Source organism: Sphingomonas cynarae (assembly GCF_039537815.1).
Classification (GTDB): Bacteria; Pseudomonadota; Alphaproteobacteria; order Sphingomonadales; family Sphingomonadaceae; genus Sphingomonas; species Sphingomonas cynarae.
In genome coordinates this window covers 18369-37611 of sequence record NZ_BAABBF010000004.1, presented here as the reverse complement: position 1 = coordinate 37611, position 19243 = coordinate 18369, and the positions used below count along the sequence as shown (strand labels likewise).

Genomic DNA, 19243 nt, shown 5'->3' with positions numbered 1-19243 from the left:
CAACATATCGAAAATGTGCCCATATGTTAGGACAAAGATGAGGATGATTCGATGCGAAGCCCGACGTTCACGGCCATGATCCTGGCTGGCACGATGATGATTCCAGCCGTCTCGCCGGCAGCACCCGTCCGGCAGATCGAGCGGCTGGACCGGGGGCTGGTCGCGGTGCCGGCCGATGACGGCGGCAATCACGTGCAGTGGCGGCTGCTGGCGACCGATCCCGCCGCGACGCGCTTTCACCTGTATCGCGACGGACGCAGGCTGACCACGGTCGATCGCAGCGGCGCCACCAGCGTGCATGACAAGACCGGCACCGCGACCTCTCGCTACGCGATCGAGGCGATCGGCAGGGGTGGTCGGTCGGCGGCGGTGGCGGTGTGGGGTGCGGGATACCTCCCCATCCCGCTCGACGTGCCGGCGGAACGGACGACCCCGACCGGGGAACGCTATGGCTATACCGCCAACGATGCCAGCGTCGGCGATCTTGATGGCGATGGCCGGTACGAAATCGTCGTCAAATGGTATCCGACGATCGCCAAGGACAACGCCTTTCCCGGCTATACCGGCGAGACGCTGATCGATGCCTATACGCTGGATGGCAAGCGGCTGTGGCGGATCGATCTGGGGCGCAACATCCGCTCCGGTGCGCATTACACGCAGTTCCTGGTCTACGATTTCGACGGCGACGGCCGGGCGGAGGTGATGATGAAGACCGCCGACGGCACGGTCGACGGTGCCGGCCGCGTGGTCGGCGATGCGGCGGCGGACTGGCGCAGCACGCCTGCGGACGGCGAGGTCGACCAGCGCGACCGCACCGGTGCCAAGACGCTGCCCGACGGCCGCCGGGTCGCGCCGCTGGTCGGCCGCATCCTGAAGGGGCCGGAATTCGTGACGGTGTTCGACGGCCGCACCGGCGCTGCGCTCGCCACCGCGCCCTATGCGCCGCCCCGCGACGCCGCCTCGCTCACGCCGACCACCGCGGCATTGGCGGAAACCTGGGGCGATGGCTATGGCAACCGGTCCGACCGGTATCTGGCGGGGGTCGCCTATCTCGACGGCAGCCGGCCGAGCGCGGTGTTCGGGCGTGGTTACTATGCGCGTTCGACAGTGGCGGCGTGGGACTGGCGCGGCGGCAAGCTGGTGCAGCGGTGGATGTTCGATTCCGCCGCGCCGGGCAACGCCGCCTATGCCAGCCAGGGCAATCACCAATTGTCGGTCGCCGATGTCGACGATGACGGACGTGACGAGGTGATCTACGGATCGATGGCGATCGACGACAACGGCCGCGGCCTGTGGAGCAGCGGGCTGGGGCATGGTGACGCGATGCACGTCTCAGATCTCGATCCCGCCAATCCGGGACTGGAAAAGTTCGGCGTGCACGAAAACGTGCGGGGCAATGGCGGCATCGGCGCGGCGATGCTCGATGCCCGCACCGGCCGGGTGCTGTGGACCAAGCCTGCCGATACCGACACCGGCCGCGGGCTTGCCGCCGATATCGACCCGCGTCATCCGGGTGCGGAAACCTGGGCGTCCAATGCCCCCGACCTGTTCGACGTGCATGGCCAGCCGATCCCCGGCGGCCGCCCGCGCGCGGCGAACTTCGCGATCTGGTGGGACGGCGACGCCCAGCGCGAACTCCTCGACGGCAATCGCATCGACAAATGGGACTGGCAGACGGGGCGCGAGCGTCCGCTGCTGATCGCCGACGGCACCGAGTCGAACAACGGCACCAAGAAGAACCCCGCCCTCAGCGCCGATATCCTGGGCGACTGGCGCGAGGAACTGCTGGTGCGCAGCGCCGACAGCCGTGAACTGCGCATCTATGCCACGCCGTTTCCGACGACCTACCGGCTGGCGACGCTGATGCACGATCCGGTCTATCGGCTGGGCGTGGCGTGGCAGAACACGGCGTACAACCAGCCGCCGCACACCAGCTTCGATCTGGCGAGGCGGCTGACGGGGAAATAGGCGCTCACCCCACCCTAAGGGGGAAAGCCAGCCGCTACCGCCCGGCCCTCAGCTTCGCGCGCAGGCGGCCGGGCAGCCAGCGGGCGGCGAAGGCGAGGCGGCGGGCGGTGGGGCCGATCGGCCAGAGCAGCCGGTCGCCATGCACCGCCGCCCATGCCGCCTCCGCCACCCGCTCCACCGCCGTGAATTCCAGCCCGGCAGCAACCACGCCGTCGCGGGCGCTGCGGTTGGACCCGGCCAGCGTCGCATCCAGCAGCGGCGTGTCGATGAAGCCCGGCATCAGCGCACGCACCTTGATCCCGTCGGGCGCCCATTCCGCGTCCAGCGCCTCGGTCAGCCCGCGCACCGCGCATTTGGTCGCGGCATAGGTGGCAAGGCCGGGCGAGCCATAGATGCCCGCCGCCGACGCGGTGTTGAGCAGGCACGATCCCGACCTCGCCTTCAGGTACGGATAGGCCAGCCGGGCGCCGTCGATCATCGCGGTCAGGTTGATCGCGATCACCCGGTCGATCGCCGCGCCCGTCATCGCCGCCAGCGGCCCGCCCGCCGCGATCCCGGCATTGTTGAACAGCACGTCGAACCCGCCGTCCCGCGCGAAATCCTCCAGCATCGCCGCCCATGCATTCCGGTCGCACACGTCCATCGCATAGATCGCCGCCCCCGCCGGCAGCAGCGCCGCCGTCGCCGCCAGCCGGTCCGCATCGATATCGGCCAGCCCGATCCGCCAGCCGCGCGCGGCGAACAGTTGCGCCGTCGCCCGGCCGATGCCGGAACCGCCGCCGGTAATCAGGATCGCGCGCATCCGTCCCCTCTCCCTTATTGCTTGTCGCACCGGCTTCCCCCATCGTCGCGCCGGATGCAATCGCCCCCTTCCCCCATGGCACCGCCCGCGATCCGCTGGGACCGGGTCGAGCGGCGCTACGGCACGGTGGTGGCGGTCGACGGCGTCACGCTGACGATCGACACAGGCGCGTTCGTTGCACTGGTCGGTGCGTCGGGATCGGGCAAGTCGACCCTGCTCCGGATGGTCAACCGGCTGGTGCCGCCCGGCGCTGGCCAAGTGCTGGTGGGCGGGGCAGATGTCGCCTCCGGCCCCGCCCCCGCGCTCCGCCGCCGGATCGGCTATGTGTTTCAGCATATCGGCCTGTTTCCGCACATGACCGTGGCGCAGAACATCGCGATCGGCCCGAAGCTGGCGGGTGATCCGCCTGCCGATGTCGGGCGGCTGCTCGATCTAGTCGAACTGCCGCGTGCCGTGGCGACCCGGATGCCCGCAGAGCTGTCGGGCGGCCAGCGCCAGCGGGTCGGCATCGCCCGCGCGCTGGCGCCGGGCGCGAAGCTGCTGCTGCTGGACGAGGCGTTCGGCGCGCTCGATCCCGTCACGCGCGACGCGCTCGGCCGGCGACTGCGCGCTTTGCACGACGAACTAGGGCTGACAACGGTACTGGTGACGCACGACATGGCGGAGGCGCTGCTGCTGGCGACCCGCGTGGTGGTGATGGCGGCGGGACGGATCGTCGCGGACGAGACACCGGGTGCGCTGCTGGCCGGCGCGGGCGGGGATGCGGCGCAGGCGCTGGTCGGCGTGCCGCGCGCGCAGGCGGCGCGGCTGGCGGAACTCGTGCCATGAACGCCTTTCTCGATGCGCTGGGCCGGGTGCCGCCGCTGCTGGCGCAGCATGTGCTGTTGGCGATGGCCGCGCTGGCGCTCGCCGTGGCGATCGCCGCACCACTGGCCATCATATCGGCGCGGCGGCCACGGGTGGCGCGGATCGCGCTGGGGTTCGCCAGCCTGATCCAGACGATCCCGTCGCTGGCGCTGCTGGCGCTGTTCTTTCCGGTGTTGCTCAGCCTGTCCGCACTGGTCGGGGGCGGCATCCCCGCGCTCGGCTTCCTGCCCTCGTTGCTGGCGCTGACGCTCTATGCCCTGCTGCCGTTGCTGCGCAACGCGGTGGCGGGGCTGAACGGGATCGATCCGGCGGTGGTCGAGGCAGCGGACGCGGTGGGCATGACGCCGTGGCAGAAGCTGCGGCTGGTGGAGGCGCCGCTGGCCGCGCCGGTCGCCATCGCCGGGCTGCGGACGGCGGCGGTGTGGACGATCGGCGCGGCGACGTTGTCGACCACGGTCGGCCAACCCGGTCTGGGCGACCTGATCTTCGCCGGGTTGCAGACGCAAAGCTGGGGGCTGGTGCTCGCCGGCTGCGTCGCCGCCGCCGCGCTGGCGCTGGCGGTGGATGCCGGCATCGGACTGGTCGAACGTGGCATCGCCACGCGTCGGCGGCCATTGTGGCTGGGGGCGCTGGTGGCACTGGCGATCGGGCTGGTCGCCGCCACCGCCCCCGCCTGGCCGCGCGGCGGCGACGGCCCGGTTGTGGTGGTCGGTGCGAAGAATTTTGGCGAGCAATATATCCTCGCTCGACTGATCGGGCAGCGGCTGGAACGGGCGGGTTACCGCGTCGAATATCGTGACGGGCTTGGATCAGCGGTCGTCTTCGGCGCGGTGGCGAGCGGGACGATCGACGTCTATGTCGATTATGCCGGTACGATCTGGAGCAACGAGATGCACCGGCGCGACGTGCCCGCCCGCCCCGCCATGCTCGCCGCCATCACCGATTGGGCGCGGACGACGCACCGGGTACGGCTGCTGGCACCGCTGGGGTTCGAGAATGCCTATGCCTTCGCGATGCCGGAACGCGTCGCAGCGGCGCGGCGGATCGCGACGCTGGACGATCTCGCCGCGCAATCGCCGCGCCTGCGGCTGGGCAGCGATCTGGAATTTCTCGAACGCCCCGAATGGGTGGCAGTGCGCCGCGCTTATCCGATGCGCTTCGCGGCGACCACGCCGTACAGCCCCACCTTCATGTATCGCGCGCTGGGCAGCGGGCGGGTGGACGCGATCACTGCCTTCTCCTCCGACGGGCGGATCGCGGCGGAGCGGCTGCGCGTGCTGGCCGACCCGCGCCGGGCGATACCGGGATACGATGCGATCCTGCTGCTCGCGCCCGACCGGGCGGCCGACGCCCGCTTCACCGCCGCGCTGCGACCGCTGGCGGGGAAGATCGACGTAGCGACGATGCGGCAGGCGAATTACCGGGTCGACCGCGATGCGGACAAGGAAACGCCGGAACAGGCGGCGCGCTGGCTGGCGAGTCGACTAGGGCTTTAGGACCTATCCCATCATCCGTCATTGCGAGCGCAGCGAAGCGATCCAGGGCGGCACGCGCGGCGCTGGATTGCTTCAATATGCTCGCAGTGACTGTGGGTATGGGAACCGACACCGCCCCAAACACGACACGGCCCGCATATCCATTGCGGATATGCGGGCCGTGTCGTGGCTGCCGAGGATGGTGGGCGCGACAGGGATTGAACCTGTGACCCCACCCGTGTGAAGGGTGTGCTCTACCGCTGAGCTACGCGCCCATCCTCGTGCGGAGGGAGGCCATTAGTCGGCCGCCCCGCGCCTGTCCAGCCGTTAGTTGACCGAATCCTTCAGGATCTTGCCCGCCTTGAACTTGGGCTGGGTCGATGCCTTGATCGTCATCGGTTCGCCGGTGCGCGGGTTGCGCCCTGCCGACGCCTTGCGCCGCGAGACGGAGAAGGTGCCGAACCCGACCAGGCGCACTTCCTCTCCCTTCTTGAGAGTGGCAGAAATGGTGTCGAACACCGCCTCCACCGCTTTCACCGCATCGCTGCGCGCCAGTCCCGAATGATCGGCCACCGTCGCGATCAGCTCCTGCTTGTTCATGGACGAACCCCCTTCACGAATCATGGTCCACGCGCAGGCCGGGCCGCGCGCACGAGCCGCCCAATAGCAGGCGCGGCCCCGATGAAGTCAACCGACCTAGGCGATCGTCGCGACGAACGACGGGACGACCCATCGGATCGTCCCATCACTATTACCCAAGTCATCAATGGTGAAGTTCGGCCCCCGCCGTCGGCACTCCCTGCGGCGGCAGGGCGGCGAGTTCGTCGGCATCGGTCCAGTCGATCGCCACCAGCGGCTCGGTCAGCGCCAGTCGCAGCACCTCGTCGACATGCGCGACCGGGATGATCGTCAGCCCCTCCTTCACATTGGCGGGGATTTCGGCGAGGTCCTTTTCGTTTTCCGCCGGGATCAGCACGGTGGTGATGCCGCCACGCAGCGCCGCCAGCAGCTTCTCCTTCAGCCCGCCGATCGGCAGCACGCGACCGCGCAGAGTCACCTCGCCGGTCATCGCGATCTCGCGCCGCACCGGCACGCCGGTCAGTGTCGAGACGAGCGAGGTGACGAGGCCGATACCGGCCGACGGCCCGTCCTTGGGCACCGCGCCCTCGGGCAGATGGACATGGACGTCCTTGCGGTGGAACAGCGACGGCTTGATGCCATAGCTGGGCGCCCGCGCCTTCACGAAGCTCCACGCCGCCTCGACCGATTCCTTCATCACGTCGCCCAGCTTGCCGGTGGTCTTCACCGCGCCGCGCCCGCCGACCGTGACGCTTTCGATCGTCAGCAACTCGCCACCGACTTCGGTCCAGGCCAACCCGGTAACGGCACCGATCTGATGCTCCGTCTCCGAAAGGCCGTGGCGGTATTTCTGTACCCCGGCGAACTCGTGCAGGTTCTCCGGCGTCACCGTGACCGACGTCGCCTTGCCCTCCAGAATGCGACGCAGTGCCTTGCGGCACAGCTTGGCGATCTCGCGCTCCAGCGTGCGGACACCGGCCTCGCGGGTATATTGCTGGATCAGCGCGCGCAGCCCGTCGTCGGTCAGCGTGAACTCGTCCGGCTTGAGCCCGTGCGCGTCGATCTGCTTCTGCACCAGATGGCGATCGGCGATCGCGACCTTTTCGTCTTCGGTATAGCCTTCCAGCCGGATGATCTCCATCCGGTCGAGCAGCGGCTGCGGCAGGTTCAACGTGTTCGCGGTGCAGACGAACATGATGTCCGACAGGTCGAGGTCGATCTCCAGATAATGATCCTGGAACTTGCCGTTCTGTTCGGGGTCCAGCACCTCCAGCAGCGCCGACGCCGGGTCGCCGCGGAAATCCTGACCCAGCTTGTCGATCTCGTCGAGCAGGAACAGCGGGTTGGATGCCCCCGCCTTTTTCAGGTTGGTGACGATCTTGCCCGGCAGCGAGCCGATATAGGTGCGGCGGTGGCCCCGGATCTCGGCCTCGTCGCGCACGCCGCCCAACGACTGGCGGATGAACTCGCGCCCGCACGCCTTCGCGATCGACTTGCCGAGACTGGTCTTGCCCACGCCCGGCGGACCGACGAGGCACAGGATCGGCCCCTTCAGCTTGTTGGTGCGGGCCTGCACGCCGAGATATTCGACGATCCGGTCTTTCACCTTTTCCAGCGCGTAATGATCCTCGTCCAGCACCGCCTGTGCGGCGGCGATGTCCTTCTTCACCTTGGTCTTCTTGCCCCAGGGCAGGCCGAGCAGCACGTCGAGGTAATTGCGCACCACCGTCGCCTCGGCACTCATCGGCGCCATCGTCTTCAGCTTCTTCAGCTCGGCGGTCGCCTTGGTCCGCGCCTCCTTCGACAGTTTCAGCGTCGCGATCTTCTGGGTAAGTTCGGCGAGTTCGTCGCCTTCATTCTCCTCGTCGCCATTGCCCAGCTCGCGCTGGATCGCCTTCAACTGCTCGTTGAGGTAATATTCGCGTTGCGACTTCTCCATCTGGCGCTTGACGCGGCTCTTGATCTTCTTCTCGACCTGCAGGACGCCGAGTTCGCCCTCCATCAAGGCAAAAGTCATCTCCAGCCGCTTGGCGGGGTCGGTTTCGACCAGCAGCGCCTGCTTGTCTGCCACCTTTACGGCGATGTTCGCCGCCACCGCATCGGCCAGCTTCGACGCATCGTCGATCTCGCCCAGTTGCACCGCGGTTTCAGCGGGCAGCTTTTTGTTGAGTTTGGCGTAATTCTCGAACTGGCCTACGACCGAGCGCATCAGAGCCTCGGTTTCGACGCCTTCCGGCTCCAGATCGGCGACTGCCTCGATCGTCGCGGTCAGGTGCGTCTCGCCGGCGGTCAGTTCGTCCAGCCGCCCGCGCTCCTTGCCCTCGACCAGCACGCGCACGGTGCCGTCGGGCAGTTTCAGCAATTGCAGCACGGTGGCGGTGACGCCGACCTCGTACAGATCCTCGCGTGCGGGATCGTCTTCGGCGGGATCGAGCTGTGCGACGAGGAATATTTCCTTGTCGGCATTCATGGCCGATTCCAGCGCGGCGACCGATTTGTCGCGGCCGACGAACAACGGCACGATCATGTTCGGGAAGACGACGATGTCACGCAGCGGCAGGACGGGATAGGATTGGTTCATGCAAACTCCGGTCGGCCCCGATCGGGGCCACGATGGTTCTTTATATGGGATGTGCGAACGATCCATCAATCTGGCCGCTGCCTTGATTGTGATCCGGTCTTGCCAAGCCATCGGCGGTGCGCAAGGATGCATCATGAATCGTATACTTTCATCGCTGATCGCGGTCGCGTTCATCCCCACCGCCGCCGCGCAGACCGGCACGCCGCCTGCCAAGGGTACGCCAGCCCTGACCGAACAGACCAAGGTCTCCGGTGGCCTCCGCCCGGCCGAACAGACCGCGCTGACGTTCGACCGGGCCGATCTGGCGTTCGAGCTGCATCCCGACAGCTACCGCCTGACCGGGGTGGCGACGCTGGATTTCATTGCGAAGGCACCGGTCGCCCGGCTGGTGATCGATCTCGATCACAACCTGCCCGTCACCGCGATCGCCATCGATGGCGTCGCCTTGCCCGCCGGGCGCTGGTCGAACCCCCAGGGACAGTTGACCATTCCGCTGCCCCGGCCGCTCGCGGCGGGTGGCAAGGTATCCGCGCGCATCACCTATGGCGGCACCCCGCATGTCGCGGTGCGTGCGCCGTGGGACGACGGGGTGGTGTGGTCGAAGACGCCCTCCGGCGCGACCTGGTTCGCGACCACGGCGGAAGGGTATGGCTGCGACCTGTTCTGGCCGTGCTTCGACTTTCCGGAGGGGGAGCCGGGCAGCGTGACGCTGCACATCACCGTGCCCAAAGGGCTGAAGGCGCCGTCGAACGGCCGGCTGCTCGGCGTCGATACGCTGCCCGACGGGCGCACGACGTGGAACTGGCGCACCGACCATCCCAACACCTATGCGATCGCGCTGAACGTCGGGCCGTACGAGGAGATCGCCGGCACCTATAAAAGCCGGTTCGGCAACGCGATCCCGATGTTCTACTGGTATTTGCCCGGCGAGAAGGCGAAAGCGGAAAAACTGTTCGCCGAATTCGCCCCGACGCTCGACTTCTTTGAAAGCATGATCGGCCCCTACCCCTTCGGCAACGAGAAGGTTGGCGTGGTCGAGACGCCGCACAAGGGCATGGAGCACCAGACCATTAACGCCTATGGCAACGGCTATGCCAAGGCGGCCGAGGGGTTCGACTGGCTGTTCCAGCACGAATTCGCGCACGAATGGTTCGCCAACCAGCTGACCGCCGCCAACTGGGACGATTACTGGCTGCACGAGGGCTATGGCACCTACATGCAGCCGTCCTATGGCGAATGGCGCGAAGGTGCGGCGCGGTACGCCGCGATGATGAACGGCCAGCGCGGCGGCATCGCCAACCGGGTGCCGATCGTCCGCGGCCGCGTCATCACCGAGGAGGAGGTGTACGAAGCGGACAAGGGCGGCCCCGGCCTCGACATCTACAACAAGGGGTCGTGGATGCTCCACACGCTGCGCTGGGCGATCGGCGACAAGGCGTTCTGGGACGTGACCCGGCTGGCCGTCTATGGCCGCCTCGATCCGAAACCCGGCAATTTCGTGCCCCGCTTCGGCTCGACGACCGAATATGAGGGCTTCGTCGCCCGTGTGACGGGCAAGGACTATCGTTGGTTCTTCGACGTGTACCTGCGCCAGGCGGCGCTGCCCGACCTTATCCGGACGCGGACCGGCGACACGCTGACGCTCGAATGGCGGGCGCCGGGGAATGGCCCCTTCCCGCTTCCCATCGAGCTGGCGATTGATGGCGTCCGCCGAATCCTGCCGATGACGGACGGGCGCGCGGCGCTGAATGTGCCCGCCTCGGCGCATGTCGTGATCGATCCCGACGCCCGCGTGTTGAGACGATCGATCGCGATCGAGGAGATGCAGGCGTGGCAAAGTGGACAGCAGGGTCGACCGGCGAAATGAGCGACACCGCCCTCGGCATCCGCCGGGCGGCGGAAATGGCGGCAGTGTTCATGATCGGCGACGGGTTGCTCGGGCTGCTCCAGCCTACCCGCCATGTCGATCTATGGCGATCGGACTTGGCCGCCGTCGATCTACTGGTGCGCCCGTTCGGTGGACGCCCGACCCGGCGGCGCTGGTACGGCGCGCTGCAACTGGCGGCGGGCGTGGCGCTGGCGGCGCGGTTACGGCCGACGCGATGAATGTCAGCGCCGGTGCGGCACCGCCTTGTCGCGTGCCGCACCGGCATAGTTGCCCGTCGCCAATATGAACGGACGGGTCGCGGCACGGACGATCCGCTTTACCGCCAGGCTGCCGCGTCCCCAGTCCTTGCCGTCCATCCCCCGTCGGCCGGATATCTTTGGATCGGTGAAGAAATAGGTGCGAACCGGCACGTCGGTGGATTGCAGCACCTGCGCGGACAGGATCATCTCCGGCGGCAGGCGGTTCACGTCGTCGCGCAGCGATAGATAGCGGTCGCGAAGGATCGCGTCGAACCCGGCCCGCGTCCACATGAACATCCGCATGTCCAGCCACGGACGCCGCCGGTTCCAGATGTCGCCCGCGAAATCGACGCCGCGGCGGGCACGGACCACCTTGGGCAGGTTCGACACCAGATAACGCCCGGTTACCTTCACGACGGTGCCGTCACCCAGATACGGAACATGGTCCATCGCGTGTTGGATCAACGCCAGCTCGCCATAGCCGTAACCATAGGCGGGAGGATATTCGATGCCGGGATAGGACATCACATCGATCGGATGGCCGGCCGCCACTTGCTCGAACGCGGTCATGTCACTGGCCGAGTTGTCGACGAACAGAATCCGGTCGATGCCCTGCCCGATCATGCCGCGATAGAATGTCAGCGCGCGTAGATATTCGTCACGCCGCGCGTCCGCATTGGCGATCATCGTCCGCATCCCGCCGGCGGGCGCAACGGTCGCGGTCATCAGCAGGGTTACCGGATCATCGGACATCGTGTTGGACCCTCGCCATCCTCGACCCGCCGGTCGATGCCGCATCCCGGTCAGCGTACCGACCGGCGATCGTCAGATCATCGCCGCGACGATCGCGGCCTTCATCCGGGTTTCGCCGGTACGGGCCGACCGTATTTCTCGCAGCCGCCCGACCGTATGGCCGTCCAGCATCGTGCGCAGCGTCGCCTGCACTGCCGGCGGCGCGGCATCGCCAAACCTGTCGCGAAACGCCAAAAGGGTATTACGCGCGAGCGCGGCCTGCCGGCGACAGCTGTCCAGCCGCCGCATCGGTTCGCCCAGGCGACCGAACCAGCGGGAAAACAGCCGCTCCGTCATCGGCGCGCCGACCGTGTTCGAGCCATGCTGACGGTAGAGAACCAGCGGTTCCTCGACACTGTCGACCACCCCGAACGCGGCCGCGACCAGCGCCAGCCACCAGTCGTGCATCATCACCTCTGCCGGCACCGGCAACGCCATCCGCATCAGCGCATCGTTGACCAGCATGGTGCAGCCGGGCACGTGATTGCTCAGCAGGAAATCGCGGGGGTTCGACGCCTTGAGGCTTTTGCTGGTGAACCGGAAGAAGCTGTCGCCCAACACGTTCAGATCGGCATCGACGACCTTCAGATCGCTGAACACCATGACCGGCGCCCCCGGCTGACGTGCTTCGCATTCCTGCATCCGGCACATCAGCGACGATAGCTTGTTCGGCTCCCAGACATCGTCCTGGTCGGCGAGCGCGATATAACCTCCGCCGGCCTGTGCCATCGCATTACTGAAATTACCGATCACCCCACGTGCGGCGGTGTTCCGATGGACGGCCGCCCCGTCCCACAGGGCAGCCACCATTTCCCGCGTGCGATCGGTGGAGCCGTCATCGGATACGACCAGACGGACATCCTGCCAGTCCTGTGCACGGACGGAAGCAAGGAACGGTTCCAGATAGCGTTCGCCGTTGTACGTAGCCAAAGCTACCGAAATCGCCGTCATTCAACGCCCCCGCATACCACCCGTCCGACGACCCCTAACCTCCCCGTCAGGCCGCGTCGCCCGCTTTCTTCTTCTCGGCATAGACGCGGATGGGTTCCTTGCGGCCTTCGACCACGTCCTTGTCGATCATCACCTCGTCGACGCCGTCCATGCCGGGCAGGTCGAACATCGTGTCGAGCAGAATGCCCTCCAGGATCGATCGCAGGCCGCGCGCACCGGTCTTGCGCTCGATGCCCTTCTTGGCGACCGACACCAGCGCCTCGTCGGTGAAGCCCAGATCAACCTGCTCCATCTCGAACAGCTTCTGGTACTGCTTCACCAGTGCGTTCTTCGGCTCCTTCAGGATCTTGACGAGCGCTCCGACGTCAAGATCCTCCAGCGTCGCGATTACCGGCAAACGGCCGACAAACTCAGGGATCAGGCCGAACTTCAGCAAATCTTCCGGCTCGGTCGAACGCAACACCTCACCGGTGCGACGCTCCTCGGGCGTGGCAACATAAGCGCCGAAGCCGATCGACTTGCCCTGCAACCGGTCGCCGATGATCTTTTCGAGGCCGCTGAACGCGCCGCCACAGATGAACAGAATGTTCGTCGTGTCGACCTGCAGGAATTCCTGCTGCGGATGCTTGCGTCCGCCCTGCGGCGGCACGCTGGCGGTGGTGCCCTCCATCAGCTTCAGCAATGCCTGCTGCACGCCTTCGCCCGACACATCGCGGGTGATCGAAGGGTTCTCCGCCTTGCGGCTGATCTTATCGATTTCGTCGATGTACACGATGCCGCGCTGTGCCCGCTCGACATTATAGTCGGATGCCTGGAGCAGCTTGAGGATGATGTTCTCGACATCCTCGCCGACATAACCCGCCTCGGTCAGCGTGGTCGCGTCGGCCATGGTGAACGGCACATCGAGGATGCGGGCCAGCGTCTGCGCGAGCAGCGTCTTGCCGCAACCGGTCGGCCCGACGAGCAGGATGTTGGACTTGGCGAGTTCGACGTCCGCACCCTTGGCGCCGTGGTTCAGCCGCTTGTAATGGTTATGCACCGCCACCGACAGCACGCGTTTCGCCTGCTTCTGCCCGATGACATAATCGTCGAGCACGTTGCAGATTTCCTGCGGTGTCGGCACGCCCCCGTCCTTCTTGGACACCAGCGCCGACTTCGTCTCCTCGCGAATGATGTCGTTGCAGAGTTCCACGCACTCGTCGCAGATGAAGACGGTCGGGCCCGCGATCAGCTTGCGTACTTCGTGCTGCGATTTGCCGCAGAACGAGCAGTAGAGGGTGCTCTTCGAGTCGCCACCGCTCAGCTTCGTCATTAAGATAACCCTCTTGGTCGATACGCCATCCGCACCGACACATTGCGCATGGGCGGATCCAGAGGCGGATCACGCCGGACGACAGATATGGCAACCCCGCCCCGGCTCTACAAGCGATAACCGGCCGCGCCCGGTTGCCCGGCGACGGAGCGGCCGGGCGCGGCGATGGGGCGGGCAGGCGATCAGGCGGTGGCCGCGCCGTCTTCCGACGGCATCGGCCGCTTGTCGAACACCTCGTCGATCAGCCCGAAGTCCTTCGCCTCGGACGACGACAGGAAGGTGTCGCGATCCATCTTGCGCTCGATCTCCTCGATCGGCTGGCCGGTATACTTGGCATAGAGTTCGTTCATCCGCGCACGGATGCGCAGGATTTCCTTGGCCTGGATCTCGATATCCGATGCCATGCCCTGCGCGCCGCCGGACGGCTGGTGGATCATGATCCGCGCATTGGTAAGCGCGACACGCATCCCCTGTTCGCCCGATGCCAGCAGGAAACTGCCCATCGATGCCGCCTGCCCGATGCACACCGTGCCGACGCGGGGGCGGATGTACTGCATCGTGTCATGGATCGCCATGCCCGCCGTGACGACGCCGCCCGGCGAGTTGATGTACATGAAGATGTCCTTCTTCGGATTTTCCGATTCGAGGAACAGCAACTGTGCGGTGATGAGGCTGGCCATGCCGTCCTCCACTCCGCCCGTCACGAACACGATGCGTTCGCGCAGCAGGCGGCTGAAGATGTCGAACGAGCGCTCGCCGCGGTTCGACTGCTCGATGACGATCGGCACCAGACCGGCCCGGGTCTGCTGGAAGCCGACGCCGACCTGCGCCAGCGGGCTCGCGAAATCGCCGGTCTCGAACGGATTGTGCATGGATGAACTCTCTGATGGCATGAAGAACCCCTATGTCGCCCGCCCGCCGGGGGAGTTCAACCCCGCCCCGAAACGATCAGGGTTAACGGGGGGGGGGCCCTGACGGTCATCCCCCTGGCGCCGGATATGTCAAATAGGCCAGCCGCCGCATCTCGCGCCGCCCCCGCACCACGGTGTCGAGGATCAGGCCCGCGAAGAAACACAGCGCCGCCACGATCACCAGTCCGGTGACGAGGATCGCGGTGGGGAAACGTGGCACCAGCCCGGTCTGGGCATAGGTGACGACCAGTGGCACCGCGAGCGCGACAGCGAACAGTGCCAGTAACAGGCCGAGCCCGCCGAAATACAGCAAGGGCCGTTCGATCCGGTACAGCGTCAAGATCGTCGACAGGATGCGCCAGCCATCGCCATAGGTGGACAGCTTCGATTCCGACCCCTCCGGCCGAGCATAATAGGGTGTCTCGATCTCCGCGCACGGCATCCTGAGTTCGAGCGCATGGACCGAGATTTCCGTCTCGATCTCGAACCCCGCCGACAGCGACGGAAAGCTCTTTACGAACCGGCGCGAAAAGACACGGTAACCCGACAGGATATCGGTGAAGCTGCGTCCGAACAGCCGCGCCAGCATGCCGGTCAGCAGCGCATTGCCGAAACGATGGCCCCGCCGGTACGATTCCTGCACTTGGCTGACACGGCTGCCGACGATCATGTCGAGCTGTTCATCCACCAGCCGCCGGACCAGCAGCGGCGCGGAGGCGGCGTCGTAGGTCGCGTCGCCATCCGCCATCACATAGACATCGGCATCGATGTCGGCAAACATCCGCCGCACCACCGCACCCTTGCCCTGGATACGTTCGCGCCGCACGATCGCGCCGGCGCGCTCCGCCACCTCGATGGTGCGGTCGGCGGAATTATTGTCGTAGACATGGATCACCGCGTCGGGGAGCGCGGTGCGAAATCCGGCGACGGTCTGCGCGATCGCCGCTTCCTCGTTGTAGCAGGGCAGCAGGACGGCGATGCGAAGCGCGCGCGAGCCGGTCATGATCGGGTCTTCTCCGTGACGCTATTGCTGACCCGTGGTCCGCTCGTATCCGCCTTGCAGGATCGTATCACGGCACGTCGCGGTCCAGCATTGATCGGCGTCGCGTACCGCGATGGCGGCTTCGTCGTGACGGCTCATCACCAGCCAGGCGATCACCGCGACGACGACCAGCACCGCCACGACGATCAACTGGATATTTCCTCCGCGATCACCATTCGCCACGCGCTGTCCGTCTCCGCCTTCCATGCCGTAACGGCCACCCCGATCGCTGGACCGGGGTGGCCGTCATCGGGCGATCAACCCTCGGACTTCGCCTTCTTGGCCCGCGGCTTCTTGGCCGGGGCATCGGCGGCTTCCGCACCCTCGGCCTTTTCGGCAGCCTCAGGGGCCGACTCGGCGACCTGCGTCTCGGCGTCGACCGGGGCGGCGGCCTTCTTGGCGCGCGGCCTCTTCGCCTTGGGCGCCGGCGCGTCTTCCACGTCGCCGCTCACCTCGGTCTGGGCGACCGGGGTGGCGTGGTCGTGGTCATGCCCGTGATCGTGGTCATGCCCATGATCGTGATCGTGATCGTGATCGTGATCGTGATCGTCGTGGTTATGGATGTGCGTGCCGGTCGCGAAGCCGTCTTCGCTCTCGATCGCCGCTTCCAGTTCCTCGCGGGTCGAATCGCGGTCGGTGATCGCGGCCTTCTCGAACAGGAAGTCGACGACCTTGTCCTCGTACAGCGGCGCGCGCAGCTGGGCGGCCGCCATCGGCTCCTGCTGCACATACTGCATGAAGCGCTGGCGATCTTCCGGCCCGTACTGCTGCGCGGCCTGCGCGATCAGCCGGTTCATCTCCTGCTGGCTCACCTCGATGCCGTTGGCCTGACCGATCTCGGACAGGAGCAGGCCCAGGCGGACGCGACGCTCGGCGATCTTGCGGTAATCGTCGCGCTCGGCCTCCATCTCGGCCTTCGCCTTTTCGGGGTCAGCCTCGTGGGTCGCCTCATGCTCCAGCTGCGCCCAGATCTGGCTGAACTCGGCCTCGACCATCGACGGCGGCACCTCGAAGTCATGCCCCTCGGCCAGCTGGTCGAGCAGCTTGCGCTTCATATGGGTGCGCGTCAGGCCGTTATGCTCCTGCTCGATCTGGCCCTTGATGAGGCCGCGCAACTGCTCAAGGCTTTCCAGCCCGAGGTTCTTGGCCATCTCGTCGTCGATCTTGGCCTCGCCCGCGGTCTTCACCGACTTGACGACGAGGTCGAAGGTCGCGGGCTGGCCGGCGAGGTTCTTTGCCTGATAGTCCTCGGGGAAGGTGACGGAGATCTGCTTCTCGTCGCCCGCCTTCACGCCGACGATCTGGTCCTCGAAACCGGGAATCAGCCGGCCCGAACCGATCTCGACACCCATGTCGGTGCCGGTACCGCCCTCGAACGCGACGCCGTCGGCGGTCTTGCCGACGAAATCGACGGTGACGAGGTCGCCCTGCTCGGCCGCCTTGTCGCCGGCATCGTCCCAGCTCTTCTGACCTTCGGCGAACTTGGCGATCTGCTCATCTACCGCCGCGTCGGCGACGGGCACGGTCAGCCGCTCCAGCACCAGGGCGTCGATCGCGGGGGCGGGCACCTGCGGCAGCACTTCGAGCGTCACCGTGATCTCGGCATCCTTGCCGGGCTCATAGCCTTCGGCCAGCTCGACCGAGGGCTGCATCGCGGGGCGCAGCTGGTTGTCGACCATCAGCTGCTGGATGCCCTGCTGGATCGCGGAATTCAGCGCGTCCTGCGCCAGCGCCTCGCCGTGCATCTTGCGGACCAGATTGGTCGGCACCTTGCCGGGGCGGAAACCGGGCATCTTCACCTGGGGGGCGACGCGCTTCACCTCGGCATCGACCTTGGCGTCGATGTCCTTGGCGGTGATGGTGAGCGTGTAGGCGCGCTTCAGCCCCTCGTTCAGCGTCTCGACAGTCTGCATTGCTGGCCTTCGATCTGGAGAAATCTGTTGTCGGGCGACCACGCCTTGCGCCGGGCGGGACTGGTGCGGGCGAAGGGACTCGAACCCCCACATCTTGCGATGGCAGGACCTAAACCTGCTGCGTCTACCAGTTCCGCCACGCCCGCACTGCTGGACCCGTCGTTGAGGTGTCCCGACAAAACAATGCTTCGTCGGGCGGCCCCTTGGGCGGGCGTCTATACCAGCACGACGCCCTACGGCAAGCACGCAGGCAACCGCAAGTGTCTTGCCGCGTTGAAAGACCCGAAGGAGAAGCACCGATGGCTACCCAGCCCCCCACCGAGGTCCCCACCCCCGACCCCCAGCCGGCCCAGCCCGACAGCCCCCCGCCGGAGATCACCACGCCCAGCCCTGATTTCGATCAGCCCTCTCCCGGCACCCCCGCCAACGACCCCGGCACTGCGCAACCGGCGGAGATCTGAGATGGCCGGTGACCAGCATGACGACCGGAACGGCGATGCCCTGCCCGAAAGCCACGTCGGCACCGATCCGGCATCCTCGCCGGCGGCGCGGGACGACGATGCGCGCAGCGATCTGGAACAGGCGGTCGCCGCCCGGTCGGACGCAGTCGAACGCGGCGAAGGCGGGCCGGATACGGTAACGGCACCCGGTGACTTTGCGGGTACCGGTGGCACCGGCGGCGTGGTCCGCAATCAGGATCAGGACGCGCAATAATCCGTTCCGACGGAAGACAGCCGATATAAGAAGGTGGCGGTACCGTGTCGGTGCCGCCCCTTTTCGCGTGATACGGGAAACCGGACGGCGATGACGCGATGCGGGCCGATCCGCCATTACCACGCCACCCCCGCCCGCCATGACGAACGGGGGCACGTCACTCCAGCCTAGAGCCGGATGACATCAAATTGAACCGGATGTTCGTCGTTGCGGGCGGAGCGAAGCAATCTAGAGCCTTTTGGTCCGGCGCTGGATTGCTGCGCTCCACTCGCAATGACGGATCGGGTCAGACCAATGTCATCCCGCTCTAACCGGCCGATACGTGGCGGCGCAGGCGATCCAGCACCTGCGGATCGGTGATGCGGCGGTACACCGCCTCAACTGCGCTGAACACGCCGAACAGGAACAGCCCGGCCGCGACCAGCACCTGCCAGTCGTCGGGGATGCGATCCAGCGCCTGCTCCATGCCGCCGGCTGCCGCCGCACGCTCCTGCCGGCTTGCTTCCCACATAAACAGCGCGGTCATCGCGAACACGACGCCCCGCGCCAGATAGCCGGCCCGGCCGACCCAGGCGATCCATGGCCGGCCAGCGGCGGCGGGGTCGAGATGCTTCAGGAAGCCGAGCCGGTACGCCTTGACGATCTGGAACGCCGCCAACGCGAGCAGGATCGCGGCGACGACGACCAGCATCCAGCTGCCGCCCGGCAGCGCCAGCGCGGTGGATGCGCCCTGTTCCGCCGAATCGGACGACGATCCCTTGCCGCCCGTCGCCAGCCCAATCGCCGCCCAGCACAGGAACAGATGGATGATCCCGGACACGCCGCCGCCCAGCCGCTGCGCAATGCCCTTCGCGCCGGTGCCCTGCCCCTCGGTATCGATCAGCGCCTCGGACAGCCGCCATACGCCGTAACCGAGGAACCCGATCGCCATGATGCTGAGCAAAATGCCCCCGCCGACCCCTTGGATATAGGCGAGCGCACCCTCATTGTCCTCAGTTCGCCCCAGCCGCAGCGCCAGATAGCCGATCGCGGCATACATCAGTGCCCGCGCAGCGAAGCCCAGTCGCGCCAGCATCTCGAACCCATTGATTCCCGGCATGTACGTCTCCCTTTGCGCGGGCAACCGTCATGCAGGGGCGATCGTTCCGCCAAAGTTACGAAGTGGCCGGTCGTCGCCTGAACACCGGCGGCAGGAATACCTACTGAAAC

18 protein-coding genes and 2 tRNA genes are annotated in these 19243 nt (G+C 66.6%); 7 read left to right on the top strand and 13 right to left on the bottom strand.

The window, feature by feature from the left end; genetic code table 11:
* Positions 1 to 51: 51 nt before the first annotated feature.
* A complete protein-coding gene (locus ABD719_RS09465) occupies positions 52 to 1968 on the top strand; it encodes a rhamnogalacturonan lyase (RefSeq protein WP_425567145.1) in 1917 nt (638 codons plus the stop codon).
* 34 nt (positions 1969 to 2002) lie between these two features.
* Here ABD719_RS09465 and ABD719_RS09460 read toward each other — a convergent pair whose 3' ends face one another.
* The gene (locus ABD719_RS09460) at positions 2003 to 2770 is read right to left on the bottom strand and encodes an SDR family oxidoreductase (RefSeq protein WP_344693129.1); all 768 of its coding nucleotides are present in this window, start codon (positions 2768 to 2770) and stop codon (positions 2003 to 2005) included.
* Between the two features lie 75 nt (positions 2771 to 2845).
* Here ABD719_RS09460 and ABD719_RS09455 point away from each other — a divergent pair, with 75 nt between their 5' ends.
* Both ABD719_RS09455 and ABD719_RS09450 read left to right on the top strand, forming a co-directional pair.
* Positions 2846 to 3598 (top strand): ATP-binding cassette domain-containing protein, encoded by a 753-nt coding sequence (locus ABD719_RS09455; protein WP_344693128.1) that lies wholly within the window; start codon positions 2846 to 2848, stop codon positions 3596 to 3598.
* Positions 3595 to 5133, top strand: a complete 1539-nt coding sequence (locus ABD719_RS09450) for an ABC transporter permease/substrate-binding protein (RefSeq protein ID WP_344693127.1) — start codon at positions 3595 to 3597, stop codon at positions 5131 to 5133. The genes ABD719_RS09455 and ABD719_RS09450 overlap by 4 nt, the downstream gene beginning before the upstream one ends.
* Before the next feature lie 179 nt (positions 5134 to 5312).
* Here the strand turns inward: ABD719_RS09450 and ABD719_RS09445 are convergent.
* The 3 genes from ABD719_RS09445 to lon form a co-directional block, all read right to left on the bottom strand.
* A tRNA-Val gene (locus ABD719_RS09445) sits at positions 5313 to 5387 on the bottom strand.
* A gap of 52 nt (positions 5388 to 5439) precedes the next feature.
* On the bottom strand, positions 5440 to 5712 hold the full coding sequence (locus ABD719_RS09440) for an HU family DNA-binding protein (protein ID WP_344693126.1): 273 nt from the start codon (positions 5710 to 5712) through the stop codon (positions 5440 to 5442).
* 163 nt (positions 5713 to 5875) lie between these two features.
* Positions 5876 to 8272 carry an endopeptidase La gene (lon, locus tag ABD719_RS09435; protein ID WP_344693125.1) on the bottom strand — a complete coding sequence of 799 codons (2397 nt, stop codon included), beginning with the start codon at positions 8270 to 8272 and terminating at the stop codon, positions 5876 to 5878.
* Positions 8273 to 8405: 133 nt separating this feature from the next.
* Here lon and ABD719_RS09430 point away from each other — a divergent pair, with 133 nt between their 5' ends.
* Positions 8406 to 10139 (top strand): M1 family metallopeptidase, encoded by a 1734-nt coding sequence (locus tag ABD719_RS09430; protein WP_344693124.1) that lies wholly within the window; start codon positions 8406 to 8408, stop codon positions 10137 to 10139.
* Positions 10136 to 10378 carry a hypothetical protein gene (locus ABD719_RS09425; RefSeq protein ID WP_344693123.1) on the top strand — a complete coding sequence of 81 codons (243 nt, stop codon included), beginning with the start codon at positions 10136 to 10138 and terminating at the stop codon, positions 10376 to 10378. Before ABD719_RS09430 ends, ABD719_RS09425 begins: the two co-directional genes overlap by 4 nt.
* A 3-nt stretch (positions 10379 to 10381) precedes the next feature.
* On the opposite strand, the gene ABD719_RS09420 is transcribed toward ABD719_RS09425, so the two are convergent.
* The 8 genes from ABD719_RS09420 to ABD719_RS09385 all read right to left on the bottom strand — a co-directional run bounded on the left by ABD719_RS09420 (position 10382) and on the right by ABD719_RS09385 (position 17466).
* A complete protein-coding gene (locus ABD719_RS09420; protein ID WP_344693122.1) occupies positions 10382 to 11152 on the bottom strand; it encodes a hypothetical protein in 771 nt (256 codons plus the stop codon).
* Positions 11153 to 11224: 72 nt separating this feature from the next.
* A complete protein-coding gene (locus ABD719_RS09415; protein WP_344693121.1) occupies positions 11225 to 12142 on the bottom strand; it encodes a glycosyltransferase family 2 protein in 918 nt (305 codons plus the stop codon).
* Between the two features lie 46 nt (positions 12143 to 12188).
* Entirely contained in the window at positions 12189 to 13454 is a 1266-nt protein-coding gene (gene clpX / locus ABD719_RS09410) for an ATP-dependent Clp protease ATP-binding subunit ClpX (RefSeq protein ID WP_344693120.1), read from the bottom strand.
* A 182-nt stretch (positions 13455 to 13636) separates the two neighbouring features.
* The gene (gene clpP, locus ABD719_RS09405; RefSeq protein WP_344693119.1) at positions 13637 to 14326 is read right to left on the bottom strand and encodes an ATP-dependent Clp endopeptidase proteolytic subunit ClpP; all 690 of its coding nucleotides are present in this window, start codon (positions 14324 to 14326) and stop codon (positions 13637 to 13639) included.
* A 106-nt stretch (positions 14327 to 14432) separates the two neighbouring features.
* Positions 14433 to 15368, bottom strand: a complete 936-nt coding sequence (locus tag ABD719_RS09400) for a glycosyltransferase family 2 protein (RefSeq protein WP_344693118.1) — start codon at positions 15366 to 15368, stop codon at positions 14433 to 14435.
* Positions 15369 to 15389: 21 nt separating this feature from the next.
* On the bottom strand, positions 15390 to 15590 hold the full coding sequence (locus tag ABD719_RS09395; protein ID WP_344693117.1) for a hypothetical protein: 201 nt from the start codon (positions 15588 to 15590) through the stop codon (positions 15390 to 15392).
* A gap of 74 nt (positions 15591 to 15664) precedes the next feature.
* Entirely contained in the window at positions 15665 to 17320 is a 1656-nt protein-coding gene (gene tig / locus ABD719_RS09390) for a trigger factor (RefSeq protein WP_344693116.1), read from the bottom strand.
* A gap of 61 nt (positions 17321 to 17381) precedes the next feature.
* Positions 17382 to 17466 (bottom strand) — tRNA-Leu (locus tag ABD719_RS09385).
* Between the two features lie 153 nt (positions 17467 to 17619).
* On the opposite strand from ABD719_RS09385, the gene ABD719_RS09380 reads away from it, so the two are divergent.
* Complete coding sequence (locus tag ABD719_RS09380; protein WP_192123586.1) at positions 17620 to 17781, top strand: hypothetical protein; 162 nt, start codon at positions 17620 to 17622, stop codon at positions 17779 to 17781.
* Position 17782: 1 nt separating this feature from the next.
* Positions 17783 to 18034 (top strand): hypothetical protein, encoded by a 252-nt coding sequence (locus ABD719_RS09375; RefSeq protein WP_344693114.1) that lies wholly within the window; start codon positions 17783 to 17785, stop codon positions 18032 to 18034.
* A 307-nt stretch (positions 18035 to 18341) separates the two neighbouring features.
* Here the strand turns inward: ABD719_RS09375 and ABD719_RS09370 are convergent, their stop codons facing one another.
* Entirely contained in the window at positions 18342 to 19133 is a 792-nt protein-coding gene (locus tag ABD719_RS09370) for a DUF1206 domain-containing protein (protein ID WP_344693113.1), read from the bottom strand.
* Positions 19134 to 19243: the final 110 nt, after the last annotated feature.